The following is a 20,697-nucleotide window of genomic DNA, read 5'->3' as shown; positions in this document are numbered from 1 at the left end:
CAATGACCAGCACTTTAGCTGCACCGAAACTCTCTGCGCACAAGGATCCATCACATGGCCAGCGAACTCATCAAACACATCTCCGACTCCTCCTTCGAGGCCGACGTGCTCAAGTCCAGCCAGCCGGTGCTGGTCGACTACTGGGCCGAATGGTGCGGCCCCTGCAAGATGATCGCCCCGATCCTGGACGAAGTCTCCACCGCCTACGAAGGCAAGCTGCAGATCGCCAAGCTGAACGTCGACGAGAACCGCGACATCCCCGCCAAGTTCGGCATCCGCGGCATCCCCACGCTGATGCTGTTCAAGGACGGCCAGCTGGCAGCCACCAAGGTCGGCGCCATGAGCAAGGCTCAGCTCACCGCCTTCATCGACCAGCAACTCGCCTGATCGAATTCAACCGGCCAGCGCGCAATGCGTTGGCCGGCGCGTTTTTCCTGTCATAATCTCCCACAGATCACCGGTCCTTCATTCAGGCAACCGGTTCGAGTTCCCCGGTTGGTGAGGCAGTTCTCGCTTCACACCCAACCTCCCCCCGTTTTTCGTTCGATTACCCCGCGAGGGGTCATTCCATGCACTTAAACGAACTCAAGGCACTCCACGTGTCTGAAGTCCTCAAGCAGGCTGAAGCGCTTGAGATCGAAAACGTCGGCCGCATGCGCAAGCAGGAGCTGATGTTCGCGATCATCAAGAAGCGCGCCAAGGCCGGCGAACAGGTCTTCGCCGACGGCGTGCTCGAAATACTCCCCGACGGCTTCGGCTTCCTGCGCAGCCCCGACACCAGCTTCACGGCCAGCACGGACGACATCTACATCTCGCCCAGCCAGGTGCGCCGCTTCAACCTGCACACCGGCGACATGATCGAAGGCGAGGTGCGCACGCCCAAGGACGGCGAGCGCTATTTCGCGCTGACCAAGCTCGACAAGGTCAACAACGGCCCGCCGGAGCAGAACAAGCACAAGGTGATGTTCGAGAACCTGACGCCGCTGTTCCCCAAGGAACAGATGCGGCTCGAGCGCGACGGCATCAAGGGCGACGAGAACATCACCGGCCGCATCATCGACATCATCGCCCCCATCGGCAAAGGCCAGCGCGCCCTGCTCGTGGCACCGCCCAAGAGCGGCAAGACGGTGATGATGCAGCACATCGCCCACGCCATCAGCGCCAACTATCCCGACGTGCACATGATGGTGCTGCTCGTCGACGAGCGCCCTGAAGAAGTGACCGAAATGCAGCGCACGGTGAAGGGCGAGGTCATTGCCTCCACCTTCGACGAGCCCGCAGCGCGTCACGTGCACGTGGCCGAAATGGTCATCGAGCGCGCCAAGCGCCTGGTCGAGCTCAAGAAGGACGTCGTGATCCTGCTCGACTCGATCACCCGCCTCGCCCGCGCCTACAACAACGTCGTGCCCTCGTCGGGCAAGGTGCTGACCGGCGGTGTCGACTCCAACGCGCTGCAGCGTCCCAAGCGCTTCCTGGGCGCCGCGCGCAACGTGGAAGAAGGCGGCTCGCTGACCATCATCGGCACCGCGCTGATCGACACCGGCAGCCGCATGGACGAAGTGATCTTCGAAGAGTTCAAGGGCACCGGCAACTCCGAAATCCATCTCGACCGCCGCCTGTACGAAAAGCGCGTCTTCCCTTCGATCCAGCTCAACCGCAGCGGCACGCGCCGCGAAGAACTGCTGCTGGCCCCCGAGATCCTGCAGAAGACCCGCATCCTGCGCCAGCTCATGTACAACATGGACGAGATCGAGTCGATGGAGCTGATGCTCAAGAACATGAAGGCGACGAAGACCAATGTCGAGTTCTTCGACATGATGCGTCGCGGCGGGTAGTTTTTGCTCGCCCCAGGCTGCGCGCACTTCGTGTCGCTACGCCTGCCCCCTACCGGGGGCGGTGCCTACTGACCGGCAGAGCCGGATCAGTGGCCCCTCACGAATGAATGCCCGCCTTGCGCGGGCATTTTTCATGTGCGAATCGCTCGGCCCTCTCTAGCGCTTTGGCGGCCGAGGTCGAGTAGTTCCATCAGCGCGACAGCCTGCTCGGGCGGCACCGGATTGGGCCCATGCCCGAGGATGGCATCACGAACCGCAGCGTAGTAGTCGACGTAGTTGCCGGCCCGCGTGGGGATGCTTCTTTTGATGAAGGTCCCGCCGGGCCCTGCCAGCGAGAGCTCTCCATCCAGCGGATCGGCGCCCCATCCTTCGGCGGGCGGCCGCTGCCCGGCGCGCAGCGCATCTTCCTGCGTATCGACGCCATGCTTGACGTAGCTTCCGAGCGTGCCGTGGACGATGTAGCGTGGCGCCGCATGGGCCGCCAGCGTCGTCGAGTGCAGCACCACGCGCAGCGGTGCGTGCGGACCTGTCTCATAGCGCAGCACGGCATGGAAGTAGTCCTCGACCACGGCACCGTCACGCATGACCGCGGTGTCGAGCTGGATCGTGTCAGGACGGCCGAAAAGCTGCACCACCTGATCGACCAGATGGGCCCCCAAGTCCACCCAGAGGCCCGAACCGGGCACGGCCTGCTCGCGCCAGCGCGCCTTCACCTCGGGCCGGAAACGGTCGAAATGGGACTCCAGGTACACGGGGCGGCCCAGTTCGCCGGACGCAAGGACATCCTTGAGAGTCAGGTAATCGGAGTCGAAGCGACGGTTCTGGTAGACCGCGAGAAGCCGATCGTTGCGCTTTGACAACAGCTCGAGCTCCCTCGCCTCGGCCACGTCGAGCGTGAAGGGCTTGTCGACCACCACGTGCTTGCCGGCCTCCAGCGCCGCCTTGGCGACGGGATGGTGCTGGGCGTTGGGCGTGGCGACCACGATCAGGTCGATGTCCGAACGGGCCACGAGGGCGGCCACGTCCGGCACGACCGCCACGCCGGGCCAGTCGGCATGCACCTTGTGGGGCTGCGAGCTGGCCACGGCCGCCAGTTCCAGCCCCGGAACGGCCGAAAGAACGGGCGCGTGGAAGGTCTGGCCGGCAAATCCGTAGCCGACGAGGCCCGCGCGCAAGGGTGTGGAAGTCATTGGGGAGCCTTCGGTTTGCTCGAAAATGGGGCAGTATGCGATAATCGCTGGCTCCGCGAAAAGTGCGGTCAGGCAGCTTCGCCTGGCTCCTCGGGTTTCCTCCGAGGCAGCGCGCCACTCTAGGCACGCTGGTGGCTCTCGCATCGACCGCGCATTGATTCCAAAAGCGCAAAAGGAAACACCATGGCAAAAGAAGGCATTCACCCGAATTACCGCGAAGTCCTGTTCGTCGACATGTCGAACGGCTTCAAGTTCGTGACCCGTTCGTGCGCGAACACCAAGGAAATGGGCACGACCGACGACGGCCGCGAACTGCCGCTGTTCAAGCTCGACACCACGAGCGAATCGCACCCGTTCTACACCGGCACGCAGAAGTCGGTCGACAACATGGGCGGCCGCGTCGAGAAGTTCCGCAACCGCTTCGGCAAGACCACCGGCGCCGCCTCGAAGTAAGGTACGCGCTTTTGCGTCGAGGGCAGCCCGGTTTACCGCGCTGCCCTTTTTCTTTCCGAATCCAGATTTCTCCCGCCACTTGAACCAGCCCACCCCCGCGATCGTTGCCCAGAGCGCCGTGCGCCGGCTTCCGCGCATCGCATTGCTGCTGCTCTGCGCGGCGTATCTGCTGCCGGGGCTGGTCGGCCGGGGGCCCTGGAAGAGCGCCGACATCACGGCCTTCGGCTACATGGCCGAACTGGCTCGCAGCACGGAAGGCATCGCACGCTGGTTCGACCCGATGCTGCTGGGCCTGCGCCCGGAAACGCCCGCGCTGATCCCCTACTGGATCGGCGCCCTGGCGATCAAGATCTCCCCCTCGTGGCTGAACCCCGACCTGGCCGTGCGCATCGCGTTCGCGTTCCTGCTGTGGGGCACCTTCACTGCCACCTGGTACGCGGTGTACTACCTGGCCCGCACTTCCCGCGCCCAGCCGGTGGCCTTCGCCTTCGGCGGCGAGGCCCGGCCCACTGACTACGCACGCGCCATCGCGGACGGCGGCCTGCTGGCGCTGATCGCCTGCCTCGGTCTCGCTCAACTCGGCCACGAGACCACGCCCGCGCTGGCCCAGCTCTTCTTCGCCTCGAGCCTTTTCTATGGCGTGGCCGCGCTGCCCTATCGCCGCAACGGCCCGGTGATCGCGCTGGCCGTGGGCACCATCGGCATCACGCTCAGCGGCGCACCGACCGTCGGGCTCGCGCTGGCTGTGGGCAGCGTGCTGTACATCGCCTACGAGCGACGGCTCGCCGCGCAGTTCGAGAGCGAAAACGGCCACGACGAGGACAGCGGCCCCGGCTACACGCGCGGCGCCCTGCTCACGATGATCGGCATCACCGTGCTGGCGGCGGTGCTCGTGTTCGGCCTGAAGCTGCCCACGTGGAAGATCACCGTGCTCGGCGGCTCCCTCGTCGGCGACGTACGCAGCCAGGCCAAGCTGCTGGTGTGGTTCACCTGGCCGGTCTGGCCGCTCGCCATCTGGACGCTCTGGCGCTGGCGGCGGCAGCTCACGGCGCGCCACGTCGCGCTGCCCTTCTGGTTCGCGCTGGTGCCGCTGGCCGCCACCTGGACCACCGACTACTCCGACCGCTCGCTGCTGCTGGCGCTGCCCGCCTTCGCCACGCTCGCGGCATTCGCACTGCCCACCTTCCGTCGCAGCGCTTCGGCGCTGATCGACTGGTTCAACGTGCTGTTCTTCAGCGGCCTCGCCGTGCTGGGCTGGATCTACTGGATCGCGATGCAGACCGGCGTGCCGCCCAAGCCCGCGGCCAGCGTCGCGCGGCTGGTGCCCGGCTTCGTGCCAGAGTTCTCGCCGATCGCGGTGGTGCTCGCCGTGGCCGCCACCATCGCCTGGTGCTGGCTGGTGCGCTGGCGCACGGGACGGCACCGCGCCGCGCTCTGGAAGACGCTGGTTCTGCCGGCCGGCGGCACCGCGCTTTGCTGGATGCTGCTGATGACGCTGTGGCTGCCGCCCATCGACTACGCGCGCAGCTACGAGCCGCAGATCCGCGCCGTGGCAGAGCGCGTGGGCCAGCCGAGCTGCATCGCGGAACTCGCGCTCAGCCGTCCGCACATCGCGGCGCTGCGCCATCACGGCAACTTCAACGTGCAGCCGCTGCTGCTGGGCACCGACTGCCCGTGGCTGCTGGCCAGCCCTGAAACGATCGAGCGCCTGCACACCATCATTCCCTTCGACCAGTGGCGCTTTGCCGGTACGCTGCGCCGCCCCAGCAGCGCGGCCGACGACCTCCTGCTCTACGAGAAGATCAAGCCGCAGTGAGGGGCGAACGGGCTCTGATCGCGCGGCACGCGGGCACGGTGCTCGTCGGCCAACTGGCCGTGATGGCCTTCGGCGTGACCGACACCATCATCGCGGGCCGCTACTCGGAACATGCATTGGCTGCGCTCTCGGTCGGCGCGGCGGTCTTCGTGAGCGTCTACGTGTCGCTGATGGGCGTGCTGCAGGCGCTTTTGCCGGTCTGGGCGGAGCTGCACGGCGGCGGACGCGGCAGTGAGGTGGGCCGGTCGGTGCGGCAATCGCTGTACCTGGCGGGTATCGCCATCGTCATCGGCATGACGATCCTGCTGCTGCCGGGCTCGGTCCTGCAATGGACCCCAGGTGCCGGCGGAGATGCGCGGCGAAGTCGAGGCGTATCTCGCCGTGCTGGCCTTCGCGCTGGCGCCCGCCCTGCTCTTCCGCCTGTTCAGCACGCTCAACCAGAGCCTGGGCAGGCCCCAGCTCGTGACGTGGCTGCAACTGGGCTCGCTGGTCGTGAAGCTGCCCTTGTCGATCTGGTTCACCTTCGGCGGCGCGGGCCTGCCGGCCATGGGGCTGGTGGGCTGCGGCTGGGCCACGCTGTGCGTGAACTGGACCATGCTCGGCTGCGCCGTCTGGCTTCTGCGCAGCCGGCCGTTCTATGCCGACTACGGGCTCTGGAAGCGCATCGAGGCCCCGGACTGGCAGCAGATCCGCAAGTTCGCGCGGCTCGGCGTGCCTGGCGGCCTGGCGGTGCTGGTCGAGGTCACCTCGTTCACGCTGATGGCGCTGTTCATCGCCCGGCTCGGCACCGCCGCCGCGGCAGCGCACCAGATCGCGTCGAACCTGCTGGCGGTGGCCTACATGACGCCGCTGTCGCTGGGCATCGCCACCAGCGCGCGCGTGAGCTTCTGGCTAGGCGCCGGCGATGCCGCCAAGGCACGGCACGCCTGCCGACTGGGCTTCGAGCTGACGGCCCTGTGCGCGCTGTTCTATGCCGCCGTCATGGCCGTGCTGCGCAACGAACTCGCCAACGTGTACTCCGACAACCCGGCCGTCATCGCAATGGCTGGCACCCTGCTGCTGGCCGTGGCGCTCTACCACTTCGCCGACGCCGTGCAGACCTTCTGCGTGTTCGTGCTGCGCTGCTACCGGGTCACGCTCGCGCCGCTGGTGATCTACTGCGCGATGCTGTGGGGACTCGGCCTGGGCGGAAGCTACCTGCTTGCCTACCGCGGCCTTGGTCCCTGGGCCGCCATGCAGTCGCCGCTGGCGTTCTGGATCATGAGCGCCGCCGCGCTGGCCCTCACCGCCCTGCTCTTCGGCGTGCTGCTGCGCTGGACGATGCGCCGGCGCGCGAGATAGAAGCAGAAGAAGAGGCAAAGGCCCGAAGGCCTACTTGGCCATCACGCGCGCTTCCCGCACGCGCGCCGCCGGAAACACCAGCGCGAAGCGGGAGCCCTTGCCCACCGTGCTTTCGATGCGCAGCTCCGCGCCGTGCCGCTGGGCGATGTGCTTGACGATCGCCAGCCCCAGCCCCGTGCCGCCGGTTTCGCGCGAGCGGCTGCGGTCGATGCGATAGAAGCGCTCGGTCAGCCGCGGGATGTGCTCGGCGGCGATGCCCGGGCCGGTGTCTTTCACGGCGTATTCGCCGCGCCCGTCGGGCAGCACCTTCCAGCTCACAGCCACCTCGCCACCGCCTGGCGTATAGCGGATGGCATTGCTCAGCAGGTTCGACATCGCGCTCTGCAGTTCGGTCGGCGCGCCCGACACTTCGGACTCCGCGTCGACGCTGAACGACAGCCGATGGCCCTGCGGCGTCAGCCGGCCCGAAAGGCCGCGCCCTTCGTCCTCGCACTGCGCAAACAGCGCGCGAATGCGGATCCACTGGTTGCCCGAGGGCGGCGCGCTGCCTTCGAGCCGCGACAGCGTCAGCAGGTCGTTCACCAGCGTCTCCATGCGATGCGACTGCTGCCCCATCAGGGAGAGGTAGCGCGCGCGCTCGTCGGCATCGAGCGGCAGGTTCTGCAGGGTCTCGACGAAGCCCGCCAGCACCGTCAGCGGCGTGCGTATCTCGTGCGACACGTTCGCCACGAAATCGCGCCGCATCGCCTCGGCCTGCTCGAGCGCGGTGATGTCGCGCGTGAGCAGCATGCGGCGGTTGCCGGCATAGGGGTGCACCTGCACGGAGAGCCGAACCGGATGGCTGCGCTGGTGCCCATGGCCCAGGCCGGGGCCGTCGATGACGACGTCGCGGCTGTAGTTCCAGGACGCGAGGTATGCGACGAAGGCCGGGTCGCGAACGAGGTTCGCCAGATGCTGCGCCAGGTCGCGCTCGGCATCGATGCCGAACTGGCTGGCCGCCGTCTGGTTGCACCATTCGATGCGGCCCTGTTCGTCCAGCAGCACCACCCCATTGGGCGACGCCTGGATGGCCGCGAGAAACTCCTGGAGCCGGTCTTCTGCCTGGCGGGTCTGCTGCTCGCGGTCGCGCAGCAGCTTGCGGATGCGCTCCGCCAGTTCGCCCCACACGCCCGGGCCGCGCGACGGCAGGCCGGCGGCGTCATTGCGCAACACGCGCATCAGCCGCTCGGCACGCCAGGCATCGAGCGCCAGCCAGAGCACGGCGCCCAGCCAGGCGCCCAGCCACCCGAACTTCCAGCCAAAAATGCCGGCAGCACCCACTCCCACGACGATGGATGCTATCAAAAAAGTAGCGATGCGATAAGGCATGGCGGGCGATTATCCGCGCCCGCGGCCAATGGAAGCCACGGCGCTCAAACCGTGACTTGGGCGGTCAGCCGATAGCCCGCTCCGCGGACGGTCTCGACCATGGGCGCCGCAGCGCCCAGCGATTCGCGCAGACGCTTGACGTGCACGTCGACCGTGCGCTCCTCGATGTAGACATGGTCGCCCCACACCTTGTCGAGCAACTGCGCCCGGCTGTGCACGCGCTCGGCATGCTGCATCAGGTAGGCCAGCAGCTTGAATTCAGTCGGCCCGACCTTCAGCGCGCCACCCTGCCAGGTCACGCGGTGGGTGGAGGTATCGAGCGCCAGTTCACCGATCTCGACCCGCTCCGTGACCACTTCCGGCGCCCGGCGACGCAGCACGGCACGGATGCGGGCCAGCATTTCCTGGGTTGAGAACGGCTTGGTGATGTAGTCGTCGGCACCGGCATCGAGGCCGGCGACCTTGTCGGGCTCGTCGCCGCGCGCGGTCAGCATCAGGATCGGGATGGCCTTGGTGCGCGGGTCCTTGCGCCACTGGCGCGCGAGCTGCAGGCCGCTCTGGCCGGGCAGCATCCAGTCGAGCAGGATCAGGTCCGGCAGGAAGGCGTCGATCTCGCGCTGGGCCGCTGCGCCATCTTCCGACCAGATCGGCTCGAAGCCGTTGTGGCGCAGGTTGACGGCGATCAGCTCGGCGATCGAGGACTCGTCTTCGACGATGAGGACTCGGGGTTTCTTCATGCTTTTATAGGGAGTCTTGCCGCAGCCGTTACTGCAGCGCGGACTCGATTTCCTGCATCGAAGTGTGCCGCACATCGGCACCCTTGACGATGTAGATGATGAATTCGGCGATGTTCTTGGCATGGTCGCCGATGCGTTCGATGGCCTTGGCCAGGAACAGCAGGTCCAGGCTGGCCGAGATGGTGCGCGGGTCTTCCATCATGTAGGTGACCAGCTTGCGCACGAACCCGTCGAACTCCTTGTCGATCAGGTCGTCGTCCTTCAGGATCGACAGCGCCGCGGCGGTGTCGAGCCGTGCGAAGGCATCGAGCGCCTTGCGCAGCAGGCCAGCGGCCAGGTCGGCGGCAATGCGCAGTTCGGTGGTGGGCAGCTGCCGCGAGGCGCCGCTCTCGATGATCGACTTGACCATGCGCGCGATCTTGTTGGCCTCGTCGCCCACGCGCTCGAGGTTGGCGGTGGTCTTGCTGATGGCGATCAGCAGGCGCAGGTCGCGCGCGGTCGGCTGGCGGCGCGCGATGATGGACGACAGTTCGCGGTCGATGTCGATTTCCATCGCATTGACGCGGTGCTCGGTTTCCATCACGCGGTTGGCCGCTTCGGGGTCGAACTGCAGCAGCGCGTAGACGGCCTGGTTGATCTGCGACTCGACCATGCCGCCGAGCTCCATCACGCGCGACGAAACGCCGTTGAGCTCGCTGTCGAACTGGCTGGAGAGATGTTTCTCGGTCATGTTGTCTCCTTTGACTTCAACCGAAACGGCCGGTGATGTAGTCCTCGGTCTCCTTGCGCTGCGGCTTGAAGAACATCTGTTCGGTTGCGCCGAACTCGATCAGGTCGCCGAGGTACATGTATGCGGTGTAGTCGCTGCAGCGGGCGGCCTGCTGCATGTTATGCGTGACGATGACCACCGTGTATTCGTTCTTGAGCTCGGCGATCAGCTCCTCGATCTTCGCGGTCGAGATCGGGTCGAGCGCCGAGCAGGGCTCGTCGAGCAGCAGGACTTCAGGCTTGATCGCGATGCCGCGCGCGATGCACAGGCGCTGCTGCTGGCCGCCGGAAAGGCCCGAGCCGCTTTGCTGCAGCTTGTCGCGCACTTCGGTCCACAGGGCGGCCTTCTTGAGCGCCCACTCGACGCGGTCGTCCATCTCGCTGGCCGAGAGGTTCTCGAACAGCTTCACGCCGAAGGCGATGTTGTCGTAGATCGACATCGGGAAGGGCGTGGGCTTCTGGAACACCATGCCGACCTTGGCACGGATCAGCGCCACGTCCTGCTTGGAGGTGAGCAGGTTCTCGCCGTCCAGCGCGATGGTGCCCTCGGCACGCTGCTCCGGATAGAGCTCGAACATGCGGTTGAAGGTGCGCAGCAGGGTCGACTTGCCGCAGCCCGAGGGGCCGATGAAGGCCGTGACCTTGTTTTCGGGAATCTCGAGGTTGATGCCCTTGAGGGCGTGGAACTTGCCGTAGTAGAAGTTCAGGTCCTTGACCGAGATCTTCGAGCGCGACGGTTGTGCAACAGTATTTGGCATGTTGTTGTCTTCTTCCGGATTCAATGTTTGTTGCGCGTCAGTACCCGCGCCAGGATGTTGAGGGCGAGCACGGCGATCGTGATCAGGAACACGCCGGCCCATGCCAGCTGCTGCCAGTTCTCGTACGGGCTCATCGCGAACTTGAAGATCGTGACCGGCAGGCTGGCCATCGGCTGGCTCACGTCGGCGGTCCAGAACTGGTTGTTCAGCGCGGTGAAGAGCAGCGGCGCGGTTTCGCCGGCGATGCGAGCCACGGCCAGCAGCACACCGGTGACCACACCGGCTCGGGCAGCGCGCAGCGTGATGCTGGTGATGACCTTCCACTTCGGCGTGCCGAGCGCATAGGCGGCTTCGCGCAGGCCCGGCGGCACCAGCTGCAGCATGTTCTCGGTGGTGCGGATCACCACGGGAATCACGATCAGCGCGAGTGCGATGGCACCGGCCAGACCCGAGAAGGTCTTGAAGTAGGCCACCACCACGGCATACACGAACAGGCCGATCACGATCGACGGCGCCGACAGCAGGATGTCGTTGACGAAGCGCGTGACGGAAGAGAGCCAGCCCTTGGGGTTGTACTCGGCCAGGTAGATGCCGGCCATGATGCCGATGGGCGTGCCAACGAAGGTGGCCAGCATCACCATCACGAACGAGCCGAAGATCGCGTTCGCGATGCCGCCCACCTCGTTCGGCGGCGGCGTCATCTGCGTGAACGTCGCGATGGCCAGGCCGCCCACGCCCTGGCGCAGCGTTTCCCAGAGGATCCAGATCAGCCAGAACACGCCGAAGGCCATCGCGGCGAGCGACAGCGTGAGCGCGATCTTGTTGACGCGGTTGCGCGCGGCGAACTTGGCCTGGCGCGTTTCGGCCAGTGCCTTGGCCACGAGAAGGTTCTGGGCGGTGCTCACGACTTGGTTCCTTCGCTCTTCTTCATACGGGCCAGCAGCATCTTGGAGAGCGACAGCACGACGAAGGTGATGAAGAACAGCACGAGGCCGAGGTACATCAGCGCGGCCTGGTGCAGGCCGGCGCCGGCTTCGGCGAATTCGTTGGCGAGTGCCGAGGTGATGCTGTTCGCAGCCTCGAACACGGAAAGAGAGTTGAGCTGGTTCATGTTGCCGATCACGAACGTGACCGCCATCGTTTCACCCAGCGCCCGGCCGAGGCCGAGCATGATGCCGCCGATCACGCCGGCCTTGGTGTAGGGCAGCACCACCTTGGAAACCACTTCCCAGGTGGTGGAGCCGAGGCCGTAGGCCGACTCCTTCAGCAGCGGCGGCGTCACCTCGAACACGTCGCGCATCACCGAGGCGATGAACGGGATGATCATGATCGCGAGGATGATGCCGGCCGAGAGAATGCCGATGCCCACCGGCGGGCCGGACACCAGCGCGCCGAGGTAAGGCACGTCGGAAAGCAGCTTTTGCAGCGGCTGCTGCACCCAGGTCGACAGGATCGGCCCGAACACCAGCAGGCCCCACATGCCGTAGACGATGGAGGGCACCGCGGCCAGCAGCTCGATGGCCGTGCCCAGCGGACGCTTGAGCCAGCTGGGCGAGAGTTCCGTGAGAAAGAGCGCGATGCCGAAGCTCACCGGCACCGCGATCACCAGCGCGATGAACGAGGTGGCCAGCGTGCCGTAGATCATGACCAGGCCGCCGTACTCGTCCTTGACCGGATCCCACACGCTGCTCGTGAGGAAGCCGAGGCCGTACTTCGAAATGGCGGGCCAGGCGCCGGCAACCAGCGACAGCAGGATGCCGATGAGCATCGCCAGCGTCAGCAAGGCGGCGCCCTTGGCGGCCCAGCCGAACAGCCGGTCGGCCATCGGGCCGGAGCGCGGCGCCTTCACGGGCGGCGGAGGTGCGGTGGCACGACCGCGCTCGGCCGCGAGGTCGAGAGAGGTGGTGGCGGCGGGAAAGGTGGATGACACGGGTCGCTCCGGCAAAGACGAAAGCGGCGCGTCCTGGAGCGAAGAGTTGCTCATGGGCGCGCCGTTCTGCGTTCTGGACTGGTGGGTAGGTTTACTTGAACGCGACGGCCTTGCCCGACGAGTCCTTCACCTCGCCCCATGCCTTGGCGATGGTGGCCTTCACGGCGTCGGGCATCGGCACATAGTCGAGATCGTCCGCAGTCTTGTCGCCGCTCTTGTAGGCCCAGTCGAAGAACTTGAGCACGGTGGTCGCGTTGGCGGGCTTGTCCTGCACCTTGTGCATCAGGATGAAGGTGGCGCCGGTGATGGGCCATGCGTCCTTGCCGGCCTGGTTGGTCAGCACCTGGTAGAAGCTCTTGCTCCAGTCGGCGCCGGCGGCGGCGGCCTTGAATGCCGAGTCGTCGGGCGACACGAAGGTGCCGGCGGCGTTCTGCAGCTGGGCGTACGTCATCTTGTTCTGCTTGACGTAGGCGTATTCGACGTAGCCGATCGAGTTGGGCAGGCGGTTCACGAAGGCCGCAACGCCTTCATTGCCCTTGCCGCCCGCGCCGGTGGGCCAGTTCACGGCCGTGCCTTCGCCGACCTTGGTCTTCCACTCGGCATTGACCTTGCTCAGGTAGTTGGTGAACAGGAAGCTGGTGCCCGAACCGTCGGCGCGGCGAACCGGTGCGATGGCAGCGTCGGGCAGGTTCAGCGAACCGTTCAGGGCCTTGATGGCGGGGTCGTTCCACTTGGTGATCTTGCCCAGGTAGATGTCGCCCAGGACCTGGCCGTTGAGCTTCAGCTCGCCGGGCTTCACGCCCTGGATGTTGACCACGGGGATCACGCCGCCGATGACGGTGGGGAACTGCAGCAGGCCCTTGGCCTGGAGCTCGTCGTCCTTCAGGGGAGCGTCGGAAGCGCCGAAGTCGACGGTCTTGGCTTCGATCTGCTTGATGCCGGCGCCCGAGCCGACGGACTGATAGTTGATCTTGACGCCAGTGGCCTTGTTGAAGTCGGAAGCCCACTTGGCATACAGCGGTGCCGGGAAGCTGGCGCCGGCGCCGGTCACGTCTTGAGCGAAGGCGGGAATGGAGAACACCGCGGCCACGAGGCCGGCTGTTGCAAATTTGAACGTCGTTTTCATGAAGCTTCCTTTTAGAAGTAAGAAGTAGTCCCTTTCCGGGCTTGGGACGGACTCTAGAAAGCTTGTGTGACATCGGTGTGACACCCCTCTGTCGAGGGAAAATGCCTTTTTCCCGCAGGTGCATCGTGTGACGCTGTCACATAACCGTCATGCGATGCGCCTAGCCTCCCGGGACTCGCCATCGGGCGATCCAGAAGGCGGGGCGCCCTGTCACGGCGCTACGATCAAACACAAAGACTCCCCGGCTTCCCCCTTCAGAACCACATGCAAAACGGCACCCGCCTCGCAGCAGTCGACCTGGGCTCCAACAGCTTCCGGCTCGAAATCGGACAGGTCGACCACGGCCAGATCCACCGCACCGAATACCTCAAGGAGACGGTGCGCCAGGGAAACGGCCTGGACAGCGCGCGCAATCTCACGACCGAGGCCATGCAGCGCGGCTGGGACGCCCTCGCCCGCTTCGGCGAGCGGCTGGCGGGCTTCAAGCGCTCGCAGGTCCGGGCCGTGGCCACGCAGACCCTGCGCGAAGCCCGCAACCGGGAAGAATTCCTGTTGCGCGCACGCACCATCCTGGGTTTCGGCATCGACGTGATCCCGGGGCGGGAGGAAGCCCGCCTTATCTATCAGGGCGTGGCGCACATGCTGCCGCACGACGATGCCTCCGACCGCGAACGCCGGCTGGTGATCGACATCGGGGGGCGTTCCACTGAAATGATCATCGGCCGTGCCCTGGTTGCCGACCGAATGGAGTCGTACCGCGTGGGCAGTGTCGCGTGGTCGATGAAGCACTTCGGAGAGGGGCACTTCACCCAGTCGGCCTTCCGGGCCGCCGAGGTCGCCGCCAAGGCCGTGCTGGACGACGCGCTCGGCAGCTACGCGCGCGACCAGTGGGACGTGGCCTATGGCGCTTCGGGCACCATCGGCGCGGTCGGCGACGTGCTCGCCGCGGCGGGCGGTGAGCCCGGCCTGGTCACGCGAGAGGGCCTGGATTGGCTGCTCGACCGGCTGCTCAAGGCCGGCAGCGCCGAAAAACTGCGCATCGACGGCATGCGCGAAGACCGCAAGGCCGTGATCGGCGGCGGGCTCAGCGTGCTGCGCGCGGTGTTCGACCTGCTCGGCATCGAGGAGATGAAAGTCGCGCAGGGTGCGCTGCGCCATGGCGTGCTCTACGAGCTGCTGGAGCGCGACGAAAGCGTTGCCGACATGCGCACCACCACCGTGGCGCGGCTGGCCACCCGGTTCGCGGTGGATCTGGAGCAGGCCCGGCGCGTTGGCGAAACGGCCGCAGCCCTTTTCGTGCAGCTGGCACCGGCCGCGCGCGGCGGCAGCACCACCAACCGCGCAGGCCGCGCACTGCGCAAGCTCGGATGGGCGGCGCAGCTGCACGAGATCGGCACGCTGGTGTCGCACAGCGACTATCACAAGCACGGTGCCTACATCCTCGACAACGCCGACGCACCGGGCTTTGCCGTCAACGAGCTGCACGCGCTCGGCCAGCTGGTGCTCGGCCAGCGCGGCAAGCTGCGCAAGCTCGAGGCCTCGCTGGACGACGAAACCTTCGTGATGCAGCTGCTGTCCCTGCGGCTTGCGGTGATCCTGTGCCATGCGCGGCGCGATCCCGATCCGCAGGCGTTGCATCTCGCGGCACTGGGCGCCCGGGCCTTCGCCATCGCCTGCGCGCCGGACTGGGCGGATGCGTACCCGCAGTCGGCACACCTGCTGCGCGAGGAAGTGCTGGCCTGGCAGAAGACCAGCAACTGGCGGGTGGAACTCAGCGGCTGCTGAGCCCCTGCCCGCTATCCAACTAATCAGTTAAAGCAATTCCGGCGACTGCACCGTCACCACGACGGTCTGCACGTCGCCGTCGCGCTCGCGCGTGCGGATCCACCACAGCGCGCCCTTGCGCACCGGGCAGCTGTCCTGCTTCAGGCCCAGCAGAAGCGAAATCGCCTGCCCCACCGAAGGCTGGTGGCCGATCATCAGCACCACCGACTTGCCATTGGGCCAGCCGGCCGCGCCGAGCAGCGCCTCGGGGGTGGTGTCCGGAGCGAGCTCCGAACGCAGCTTGTATTTGCGGCCCAGCGCCAGCGCGGTCTGCTCGCAGCGCCGCGCGGGGCTGCAGATGATGCGCGTGCCATCCGGCAGCTGGCGGTCCAACCAGACCGCCATCCGCTTGGCCTGCTTCTCGCCGCGCGGGGTGAGCGAGCGCTGCATGTCGTCGCACCCCTCGGTCCAGTCCTCGGCTTCGGCGTGGCGCCAGAAGATCAAGTCCATGGTCATCGTCTTTCGATCTTCAGTTGCTGGATGCATCTCTGAGATGCCCTCGCGATGCGTAGCGGTTCATGAGCGCCGCCTGCGCGCCATGGGCTTCGACCACGGGCGACGCGCCCGCCTCGCCCGAGTGCGTGTCGTGGTCGACGCGCGTGTAGGTGCCGTCCGGGCCCAGGTCCCAGGCGTCGCGGCCATCGTGCAGATAGGCCACCAGGCATTCGTCGATCAGCCGCTGGCGCAGCCCGGGTCCGTCACGGGCCACGCGAGTTCGACGCGACGCATCATGTTGCGGTTCATCCAGTCGGCGCTCGACAGGTAAAGCGATTCGTCCTCGCCAACACGGAAATAGAAGACCCGTGAATGCTCGAGGAAGCGGCCGATGACCGAGCGCACGCGGATGTTGTCTGTGACGCCCGGTACCTGTGCCGGCAGCGTGCAGGCGCCGCGCACGATGAGGTCGATCTTCACGCCCTTCTGGCCGGCGCGGACCAGCGAGGCGATGATCTCGTCGTCGGTCAGCGCATTCATCTTGGCGACGATTCGCGTCGGCTGGCCAGCCGCGGCGGCCGCGCCCAGGGCATCGATCCGCGCAATGACGTTCTTGTGCAGGTCGAAAGGCGCCAGCCACATGCGGTTGAGCTTCGGCAGCCGGCTCTGGCTCGCCAGATGCACGAACACTGCCTCCATGTCGGCCGTCAGCAGCGGATCGGCCGTGAGGTGGCTGATGTCGGTGTAGAGCCTTGCGGTGCGCGGGTTGTAGTTGCCCGTGGAAAGATGGCCGTAGCGGCGCATCTGCTTGCCCTCGCGCCGCGTCACCAGCAGCATCTTGGCGTGGGTCTTCAGGCCGACCACGCCGTACACCACCTGCGCGCCGATCGACTCGAGCATCTCGGCCCAGTTGATGTTCGCTTCTTCGTCGAAGCGGGCCTTCAGTTCCACCACCACCGTGACTTCCTTGCCGCGGCGAACGGCCTCGCGCAGCAGGTCCATCATTTCCGAGTCGGCGCCCGTGCGGTAGATGGTCTGCTTGATCGCCAGGACCTGCGGGTCTTGCACCGCCTCGCGCAGGAAGGCCAGCACGCCCTCGAAGCTCTCGAAGGGCTGGTGGATCAGCACGTCGCCGCGCTGCAGTTGCTCGAAGAACGACTGCGCGGGCGACAAGGTGACGGGGTACGACGCGCGGTACGGCGGAAAGCGCAGCTGCGGCTCGTCGAGCAGGTCCGCCAGCTGCGTGAGCCGCGCCAGGTTCACGGGGCCATGCACCCGGTACAGCGCCTGGGGCGGCAGATTGAACTGCGCCAGAAGGAAGCTCGCGAGCGATTCGGCACAGCTCGCCGAGACTTCGAGTCGCACGGCCTGCCCGTAGTGGCGGTGCTGCAGGCCCTGGCGCAGCGCGGTGCGAAGGTTCTTGACGTCTTCCTCGTCGACCGCCAGGTCGGAATGCCGCGTGACACGGAACTGCGAGAAGTCGCCCACCTCGCGCCCCGGGAACATGCTGCTCAGGTGCGCGCGCACCACGCTCGAAAGCGCCACGAAGAGCGTCTTGCCCTCCGACACCTTGGCCGGCATCTTGATCAGCCGCGGCAGCACGCGCGGCAGCTTGACGATCTGGATCGGGTTCTCGCGCCCGAAGGCGTCCTTGCCGCCCAGCCGCACGATGAAGTTGAGCGACTTGTTCGCCACTTGCGGGAACGGGTGCGCAGGATCGAGGCCGACCGGAATCAGCAGCGGGCGCACTTCGCGCTCGAAATACTCGCTGACCCACTTGCGCTGGGCCGGATTGCGCTCGCCGTGCGAAATGATGCGGATGCCGTGCGTCGCGAACGTCGGCATCAGCTCGTCGTTGTACAGCGCGTACTGGCGCGCCACCAGCTTGTGGGCCGCCTCGGCCAGCCGCTCGAAGGACTCGACCGTGTAGGTGCCCTTGTGGTCGCCGGCGCTGCCTGCGATCAGGTGCGGCGCGGCGCGAACCTCGAAGAATTCGTCGAGGTTCGACGAGACGATGCACAGGTAGCGAAGGCGCTCGATCAGCGGCACCTCCTTGCGATGCGCCCAGTCGAGCACGCGCTCGTTGAACGAAAGAATGCTGTGGTCGCGATCCAGCAAGGTGAACGCGGGAGCCGCAACGTCGAGGGACGATTCTGCGGGGGCGGATGGCATGGGCACTGATTCTGCAGCAGGCGACACAGGAGGAAACGTAGGCTGAAATATGACAGTGTCAGCCCCTCCTGTGACAGTTCCGTGACTGCCTTGTGACGCAGTTGCGCCGGCAGTCTGCTGGCGGCTCCCGCCCGGCGAAGAAGCGAGCGGCCCGGTTTCGGGCCGGTCGGCCGCCGGCTTCATGCGCCCAGGAAGTGCTTGCGGTAACGCGCCGGCAGGTCGTCGATGCGCATCAGCATCGGCAGGTCGGCTGCGTTGAAATCCGGATCCCAGGCCGGGGCGCCGAGCACCTTCGCGCCCAGGCGCAGGTAGCCCTTGATGAGCGCCGGGGGCTCCACGTCGAGCGTGCTGTCGAGCCGCTCCACCGGCAGCGGCAGGCGGGGCTGCACCTGGTACTGGATGGGCGCCATGTGCTTGGCCGAAACCTGGCGCCAGATGCTGGCTGCCGCATCGCCGTTCGTGACACCGTTGTGTGACATCGGAATGCTCGCGCAACCGATCATCGTGTCCAGCTTGTTGCGGTGCATGAAGCCGGCCAGCGCGCCCCAGAGCGCGAGGATCACGCCGCCCTGGCGGTGGTCGGGGTGCACGCAGCTGCGGCCGAGTTCCACCATGCGCTCGCGCAGGTCGCGCAGGCGGGTGAGGTCGAATTCAGTATCGCTGTAGGTGCTGCCGACCCGCCGGGCCTGCGCCGGCGTGAGCACGCGGTAGGTGCCGATGACCTGCTGGGTCAGCTCGTCGCGCACCAGGAGGTGCTCGCAGAAGTCGTCGAACAGGTCGATGTCGTGGCCGGCCAGCGGCGAAGAAACCCGGGCGCCCATTTCGCCGACGAACACGTCGTAGCGAAGGCGCTGGGCGGCGCGCACGTCGTCGACATGGCGTGCCCAGCCGACGGTGATGCCTTGCTTCGATTCGATGGCCTGCGGCAGGATGACTGCGGGGGCCTGGGGCACCGACGTCCGGGCTGCAGCGGCGGAGGCGCCGGCTGCGGGAGCGGGCCACAAGGCCGCGCGCAGCCCGATCTGCGAAAGCGGAAACGTCGGGTTGGGCAGTTCTTTCATGGGGAAACCCTTTCTGCCGAGGGAGTCTCCGCACCTGCGATGAAGCGGGCATGTCAGGAACATTGCAGGCACGTGACGTTGTTACAGCCCGCAGCCGCCACGCAAACGCCTGCAACCGTTCAGGCTGGCTTCGTCGTCTAATGCGGTGGATTTTCAAAACGGAGCTTTCCGATGGCCACGACCAACTCCAACGGCACCGACAACAGCCGCCTGCACCAGACCTTCCCCGTCCTCAGTGACACGGAGATTGCGCGCATTGCACGTTTCGGCACGGTGCAGCAGTTCGCGCGCGGCTCGCGGCTGTTCACCGCGGGAGAAACAGGCCCCGGCATGTTCGTGCTGCTCAAGGGCGTCGTGGCCGTGACGCAACGCGACGGCCTCGGTCACGTGGTTCCCATCGTCCGTCAGGGGCCGGGCGAGTTCCTGGCCGAAGTCGGCCAGCTGAGCGGCCGCCCTGCCCTGGTCGACGGCCACGCCGACGAAGACGTCGAGGCGCTGCTCGTGTCCCCGGCGCAACTGCGGGCGCTGCTCGTCGCCGAGGCCGACCTGGGCGAGCGGATCACCCGCGCACTCATATTGCGGCGCGTGGCGCTGATCGAGTCCGGCGCCAGCGGGCCGGTGCTGATCGGCCAGCCGCAGTCGCCCGACATGGCGCGGCTGGAGAACTTCCTGCGCCGCAACGGCTATCCCTATCACCTGGTCGACGCCGCCGAAGACCCCGATGCCGCGGCGTTGCTCACGCAATACGGCGCCTGCAAGCTGCTGGCCGTGTGCCCCGACGGCTCCGTGCTGGTCAACCCGAGCGACGAGGCGCTGGCCCGCTGCCTGGGCATGGTCGATACCGCCGAGCGCAACGAGCTCTTCGACGTGGCCGTCGTCGGCGCCGGCCCAGCCGGGCTGGCAACCGCGGTGTACGCGGCGTCCGAAGGCCTGCGCGTGATCGTGCTCGACTGCCGAGCATTCGGCGGCCAGGCCGGCGCCAGCGCGCGCATCGAGAACTACCTGGGCTTTCCCACCGGCATCTCCGGGCAGGCGCTGGCGGGCCGCGCATTCGTGCAGGCCCAGAAATTCGGCGTCGAGATGCTGATCCCGGCCAAGGTCGTCTCGCTCGACTGCTCCCGCAACAATCCGGCGGAGAGCCTGGCCATCGCCCTGGCCGATGGGCGCACGATCCACGCCCGCACGGTGGTCATCGCCAGCGGCGCGCGCTACCGCCGCCCCGACGTTCCGCGCCTTGCCGAATTCGAAGGCCGCGGCATCTGGTACTGGGCCTCGGCGATCGAAGCGAAGATCTGCGCCCGGCAGGAGGTGGCGCTGGTCGGCGGCGGCAACTCTGCCGGCCAGGCGGCGGTGTTCCTGTCGCGGCACGCGGCCAAGGTCAACGTGCTGGTGCGCGGACCGTCGCTCGCGGCCAGCATGTCGCGCTACCTGATCGACCGCATCGAAGCCACGCCCAACATCTCGCTGCAGCCCCACACCGAGCTCGTTCGCCTGCACGGCGGCTCCGACGAAGGGCTCACCGGCGCGACATGGCGCTGTCACACCTCCGGCAACGAACACGACTGCCCGGCGCGCAACATCTTCCTGTTCGTCGGCGCCGAGCCCGAGACCTCATGGCTCGAAGGCTGCGCCGTGGCGGTCGACAAGCACGGATTCGTGCTGACCGGCACCGCCGCCAGCCTCGGCTTTCCGGCGCGGCCCGCCGCGCCGCTCGAATCGAGCGTGCCGGGCGTGTTCGCCGTCGGCGACGTGCGCTCGGGCTCGGTCAAGCGCGTGGGTGGCGCCATCGGCGAAGGCGCCGCGGCGGTCGCGCTGATTCACCAGCATCTGTCCCAAGCCTCGGCTGTGGCCTGAGGCGCGACCAGCCATTTCGAACGACAAGG

The 20,697-nt window shown here is 66.8% G+C and carries 16 protein-coding genes and 2 pseudogenes; 7 read left to right on the top strand and 11 right to left on the bottom strand.

The window, feature by feature from the left end:
• Positions 1 to 54 precede the first annotated feature (54 nt).
• Positions 55 to 387, top strand: a complete 333-nt coding sequence (gene trxA, locus ACHMXA_RS16560) for a thioredoxin TrxA (protein ID WP_093195545.1) — start codon at positions 55 to 57, stop codon at positions 385 to 387.
• A 182-nt stretch (positions 388 to 569) separates the two neighbouring features.
• On the top strand, positions 570 to 1,835 hold the full coding sequence (gene rho / locus ACHMXA_RS16555) for a transcription termination factor Rho (RefSeq protein ID WP_176663674.1): 1,266 nt from the start codon (positions 570 to 572) through the stop codon (positions 1,833 to 1,835).
• Between the two features lie 131 nt (positions 1,836 to 1,966).
• On the opposite strand, the gene ACHMXA_RS16550 is transcribed toward rho, so the two are convergent.
• Positions 1,967 to 3,025, bottom strand: coding sequence for an oxidoreductase (locus ACHMXA_RS16550; protein ID WP_395315841.1), 1,059 nt, complete (start codon positions 3,023 to 3,025; stop codon positions 1,967 to 1,969).
• A gap of 183 nt (positions 3,026 to 3,208) precedes the next feature.
• Here ACHMXA_RS16550 and ACHMXA_RS16545 point away from each other — a divergent pair, with 183 nt between their 5' ends.
• From ACHMXA_RS16545 to ACHMXA_RS16535, 3 genes and pseudogenes are all read left to right on the top strand, one after another.
• Positions 3,209 to 3,478: a type B 50S ribosomal protein L31 gene (locus tag ACHMXA_RS16545; protein ID WP_126019047.1), complete on the top strand. Its 270-nt coding sequence runs from the start codon at positions 3,209 to 3,211 to the stop codon at positions 3,476 to 3,478.
• 79 nt (positions 3,479 to 3,557) lie between these two features.
• Entirely contained in the window at positions 3,558 to 5,294 is a 1,737-nt protein-coding gene (locus ACHMXA_RS16540; protein WP_395315840.1) for a hypothetical protein, read from the top strand.
• A pseudogene (locus tag ACHMXA_RS16535) lies at positions 5,291 to 6,635 on the top strand (MATE family efflux transporter). The gene ACHMXA_RS16540 and the pseudogene ACHMXA_RS16535 overlap by 4 nt, the downstream one beginning before the upstream one ends.
• 30 nt (positions 6,636 to 6,665) lie before the next feature.
• Here the strand turns inward: ACHMXA_RS16535 and phoR are convergent.
• From phoR to pstS, 7 genes are read right to left on the bottom strand one after another with little or no spacing between them, the layout of a single operon-like run.
• On the bottom strand, positions 6,666 to 8,003 hold the full coding sequence (gene phoR / locus ACHMXA_RS16530; protein WP_395315839.1) for a phosphate regulon sensor histidine kinase PhoR: 1,338 nt from the start codon (positions 8,001 to 8,003) through the stop codon (positions 6,666 to 6,668).
• Between the two features lie 44 nt (positions 8,004 to 8,047).
• Positions 8,048 to 8,740, bottom strand: coding sequence for a phosphate regulon transcriptional regulator PhoB (gene phoB / locus ACHMXA_RS16525; RefSeq protein WP_007836652.1), 693 nt, complete (start codon positions 8,738 to 8,740; stop codon positions 8,048 to 8,050).
• 28 nt (positions 8,741 to 8,768) lie between these two features.
• On the bottom strand, positions 8,769 to 9,470 hold the full coding sequence (gene phoU / locus ACHMXA_RS16520; protein ID WP_125950607.1) for a phosphate signaling complex protein PhoU: 702 nt from the start codon (positions 9,468 to 9,470) through the stop codon (positions 8,769 to 8,771).
• Positions 9,471 to 9,486: 16 nt separating this feature from the next.
• Positions 9,487 to 10,266 carry a phosphate ABC transporter ATP-binding protein PstB gene (gene pstB / locus ACHMXA_RS16515; protein ID WP_021007056.1) on the bottom strand — a complete coding sequence of 260 codons (780 nt, stop codon included), beginning with the start codon at positions 10,264 to 10,266 and terminating at the stop codon, positions 9,487 to 9,489.
• 20 nt (positions 10,267 to 10,286) lie between these two features.
• Complete coding sequence (pstA, locus tag ACHMXA_RS16510) at positions 10,287 to 11,171, bottom strand: phosphate ABC transporter permease PstA (RefSeq protein WP_176663669.1); 885 nt, start codon at positions 11,169 to 11,171, stop codon at positions 10,287 to 10,289.
• Complete coding sequence (pstC, locus tag ACHMXA_RS16505; protein ID WP_395315838.1) at positions 11,168 to 12,250, bottom strand: phosphate ABC transporter permease subunit PstC; 1,083 nt, start codon at positions 12,248 to 12,250, stop codon at positions 11,168 to 11,170. Before pstC ends, pstA begins: the two co-directional genes overlap by 4 nt.
• 37 nt (positions 12,251 to 12,287) lie before the next feature.
• Positions 12,288 to 13,322 (bottom strand): phosphate ABC transporter substrate-binding protein PstS, encoded by a 1,035-nt coding sequence (pstS, locus tag ACHMXA_RS16500; RefSeq protein ID WP_176663667.1) that lies wholly within the window; start codon positions 13,320 to 13,322, stop codon positions 12,288 to 12,290.
• Positions 13,323 to 13,586: 264 nt separating this feature from the next.
• Here pstS and ACHMXA_RS16495 point away from each other — a divergent pair, with 264 nt between their 5' ends.
• Positions 13,587 to 15,107 (top strand): exopolyphosphatase, encoded by a 1,521-nt coding sequence (locus ACHMXA_RS16495; RefSeq protein WP_395315837.1) that lies wholly within the window; start codon positions 13,587 to 13,589, stop codon positions 15,105 to 15,107.
• Positions 15,108 to 15,134: 27 nt separating this feature from the next.
• Here ACHMXA_RS16495 and ACHMXA_RS16490 read toward each other — a convergent pair whose 3' ends face one another.
• From ACHMXA_RS16490 to ACHMXA_RS16480, 3 genes and pseudogenes are all read right to left on the bottom strand, one after another.
• A complete protein-coding gene (locus ACHMXA_RS16490; RefSeq protein WP_176664348.1) occupies positions 15,135 to 15,596 on the bottom strand; it encodes a histidine phosphatase family protein in 462 nt (153 codons plus the stop codon).
• A gap of 19 nt (positions 15,597 to 15,615) precedes the next feature.
• Positions 15,616 to 17,936 (bottom strand): annotated as a pseudogene (gene ppk1, locus ACHMXA_RS16485) (polyphosphate kinase 1).
• Positions 17,933 to 18,814, bottom strand: coding sequence for a GNAT family N-acetyltransferase (locus tag ACHMXA_RS16480; RefSeq protein ID WP_395315836.1), 882 nt, complete (start codon positions 18,812 to 18,814; stop codon positions 17,933 to 17,935). Before ACHMXA_RS16480 ends, ppk1 begins: the two are co-directional and overlap by 4 nt.
• Before the next feature lie 171 nt (positions 18,815 to 18,985).
• Here ACHMXA_RS16480 and ACHMXA_RS16475 point away from each other — a divergent pair, with 171 nt between their 5' ends.
• Positions 18,986 to 20,668 (top strand): FAD-dependent oxidoreductase, encoded by a 1,683-nt coding sequence (locus ACHMXA_RS16475; protein ID WP_395315835.1) that lies wholly within the window; start codon positions 18,986 to 18,988, stop codon positions 20,666 to 20,668.
• Positions 20,669 to 20,697: the final 29 nt, after the last annotated feature.

This window comes from Variovorax sp. UC74_104 (assembly GCF_044055375.1).
Taxonomy (GTDB): Bacteria; Pseudomonadota; Gammaproteobacteria; order Burkholderiales; family Burkholderiaceae_C; genus Variovorax.
This window is presented reverse-complemented; position numbering and strand designations above follow the sequence as displayed.

Bases quoted from the DNA above. Each gene is read 5' to 3' on its own strand.
- ACHMXA_RS16480 (WP_395315836.1), bottom strand. From the start codon at position 18,814: ATGAAAGAACTGCCCAACCCGACGTTTCCGCTTTCGCAGATCGGGCTG.
- ACHMXA_RS16495 (WP_395315837.1), top strand. From the start codon at position 13,587: ATGCAAAACGGCACCCGCCTCGCAGCAGTCGACCTGGGCTCCAACAGC.
- phoU (WP_125950607.1), bottom strand. From the start codon at position 9,470: ATGACCGAGAAACATCTCTCCAGCCAGTTCGACAGCGAGCTCAACGGC.
- ACHMXA_RS16490 (WP_176664348.1), bottom strand. From the start codon at position 15,596: ATGGACTTGATCTTCTGGCGCCACGCCGAAGCCGAGGACTGGACCGAG.
- phoR (WP_395315839.1), bottom strand. From the start codon at position 8,003: ATGCCTTATCGCATCGCTACTTTTTTGATAGCATCCATCGTCGTGGGA.
- pstS (WP_176663667.1), bottom strand. From the start codon at position 13,322: ATGAAAACGACGTTCAAATTTGCAACAGCCGGCCTCGTGGCCGCGGTG.
- pstB (WP_021007056.1), bottom strand. From the start codon at position 10,266: ATGCCAAATACTGTTGCACAACCGTCGCGCTCGAAGATCTCGGTCAAG.
- pstC (WP_395315838.1), bottom strand. From the start codon at position 12,250: ATGAGCAACTCTTCGCTCCAGGACGCGCCGCTTTCGTCTTTGCCGGAG.
- ACHMXA_RS16550 (WP_395315841.1), bottom strand. From the start codon at position 3,025: ATGACTTCCACACCCTTGCGCGCGGGCCTCGTCGGCTACGGATTTGCC.
- ACHMXA_RS16475 (WP_395315835.1), top strand. From the start codon at position 18,986: ATGGCCACGACCAACTCCAACGGCACCGACAACAGCCGCCTGCACCAG.
- phoB (WP_007836652.1), bottom strand. From the start codon at position 8,740: ATGAAGAAACCCCGAGTCCTCATCGTCGAAGACGAGTCCTCGATCGCC.
- trxA (WP_093195545.1), top strand. From the start codon at position 55: ATGGCCAGCGAACTCATCAAACACATCTCCGACTCCTCCTTCGAGGCC.
- rho (WP_176663674.1), top strand. From the start codon at position 570: ATGCACTTAAACGAACTCAAGGCACTCCACGTGTCTGAAGTCCTCAAG.
- ACHMXA_RS16545 (WP_126019047.1), top strand. From the start codon at position 3,209: ATGGCAAAAGAAGGCATTCACCCGAATTACCGCGAAGTCCTGTTCGTC.